The following is a 2,281-nucleotide window of genomic DNA, read 5'->3' on the forward strand; positions in this document are numbered from 1 at the left end:
GGCGCACGTACGGGTCCAGCGCGGCGGCGACGGCGGCAGCGGCGCGGAGAACCGCCCTCTCGCGGCGAGCCCCGCCAAGGCCGCCTTCGAGGGCATCTCCGACAAGATCACCGCCACCGACCCGAACACCAAGGTCTCCGCCACCGTCGCCCTCCAGAAGAAGGACTGGGGCACGGGCATGGTCCTGGAGCTGAAGAACGTCGAGGGCCCGCTCAAGTGCGCCCTCGTCGCGGTCGGCAAGAACGGCGAGCGCGAGACCCTGTCCTCCTGGTCCGTCCCGGAGTGGGGCTACGGCCTCCAGGACGCCAAGTCCGACAAGGCCAAGGAACCCCTGTACGTCCAGGGCGGCGCCGCCTTCGAGCCGAACGAGATCGACCACTTCGAGGTCGTGACCTTCGACGGCAAGCGGTTGGTCGAGGTCGACGCGTAGGACTGTTCGGCCGTACGGCAGGCGCCATTGGGGCAACAGGTCCCGCGCCTGCCCGCCGGCCCGTAGCTTCCGGGGGTCCCCTTCGCGTACGGTTGACGGCTGCCCAGCACGTCAGAAGGGGGCCCGGTGGCCGTTCAGGCTCAGAGACAAGACGCGGTCGGTTCGGTGCACGATTCGGTTCGTGACCGGGAGATCAGCGTCGAACAGGAACACCTGGACCGGGTGTACCGGCGCCTCGAGGAGAAGATCCACGAGGCGGAGTTCCTCATGCAGGACGCGGCCCGGCGCGGCCAGGTCGGCACCCCCGGCGCACTCGCCGAGCGGGACGCCCAGGTCTTCCGCGCGGGCATCCACCTCAACCGGCTGAACAACGAGTTCGAGGATTTCCTCTTCGGCCGTATCGACCTGCTGACCGGCAAGGACGGCAAGAAGGGCCCCGACGGTGCGTACACCGCCGTCGAGCCGGCGCAGGGGGCCGTACGCCCCGACAACACCGCCGACATCGCCGAGACCCTGCACATCGGCCGCATCGGCGTCCTCGACCAGGACTACACGCCGCTGGTCATCGACTGGCGGGCCCCGGCCGCGGCCCCTTTCTACCGCTCCACCCCGGTCGACCCCGGCCGTGTCGTCCGGCGCCGCGTCATCCGCTCCAAGGGCCGCCGGGTGCTGGGCGTCGAGGACGACCTGATGCGCCCCGAGCTGACGGCGTACCTCGACGGCGACGAGTTGCCCGTCATCGGCGACGGCGCCCTGATGGCCGCGCTCGGCCAGGCCCGCAGCCACACCATGCGCGACATCGTCGCCTCCATCCAGGCCGAGCAGGACCTGGTCATCCGCGCCCCCGCCGCCTCCGTCACGTACGTCGAGGGCGGTCCCGGCACCGGCAAGACCGCCGTCGCCCTGCACCGCGCGGCCTACCTCCTCTACCAGGACCGGCGCCGCTACGCGGGCGGCATCCTGATCGTCTCGCCCACCCCGCTGCTCGTCGCCTACACCGAGGGCGTGCTGCCCTCCCTCGGCGAGGAGGGCCAGGTCGCCATCCGCGCCATCGGCTCCCTGGTCGAAGGCAGCGAGGCCACGCTCTACGACTCCCCGTCCGTGGCCCGTGCCAAGGGCTCCTCCCGCATGCTCAAGGTGCTGCGCAAGGCCGCGCGCGGCGCCCTGGAGCTGAACGATCCGCCGGCCCGGCTGCGCGTGGTCGCCTTCGGCCGCCGCCTGGAGCTGGAGGGCCGGGAGCTGGACGGCATCCGCCGCTCCGCCCTCGGCGGCACCGCACCGGTGAACCTGCTGCGCCCCCGCGCCCGCAAGCTGCTCCTGGACGCGCTGTGGGAGCAGTCCGGCGCGGCCGGCCGGCACTCCGACCCGGAACTCGCGGCCGAGCTGCGCTCCTCCTTCGACGAGGACATCACCTCCGAGGACGCCTTCATCGCCTTCCTCGACGCCTGGTGGCCGGAGCTGACCCCGGCGGCCGTCCTGGACGCCATGGCCGACGAACGGCGCCTCGGCCGCTGGGCCCGGCGGATCCTCAACCCCGGCGAGGTCCGCAAGGTCGCCCGCTCGCTGCGGCGCGAGGGCCGCACGGTGCACGACATCGCCCTCCTCGACGAGCTCCAGGCCGTCCTCGGCGCCCCGGCCCGCCCCCGCAGGAAGCGCGAACTCGACCCGCTCGATCAGCTCACCGGCCTGGAGGAGCTGATGCCGACGCGCGAGGAGTCGCAGCGCGAGCGCGCCGAACGCCTCGCCCAGGAGCGCGTCGAGTACGCCCACGTCATCGTCGGGGGCAGGGCACCGAGCGGCGGGTCGGCGACACCACGAGCGGGACCGGGCCGGCGGCGGGCGCGGCGCCGG

The 2,281-nt window shown here is 73.1% G+C and carries 1 protein-coding gene and 1 pseudogene; both read left to right on the forward strand.

Annotated elements, in window-relative coordinates:
* Positions 1 to 430: pseudogene (locus ABZ281_RS46435) on the forward strand (RNA polymerase subunit sigma); the annotation flags it as partial.
* Positions 431 to 556: 126 nt separating this feature from the next.
* On the forward strand, positions 557 to 2,281 hold a 1,725-nt coding region (locus tag ABZ281_RS46440; RefSeq protein WP_356664544.1), incomplete at its 3' end, for a helicase.

This window comes from Streptomyces sp. NPDC006265, assembly GCF_040613555.1.
GTDB lineage: Bacteria > Actinomycetota > Actinomycetes > Streptomycetales > Streptomycetaceae > Streptomyces.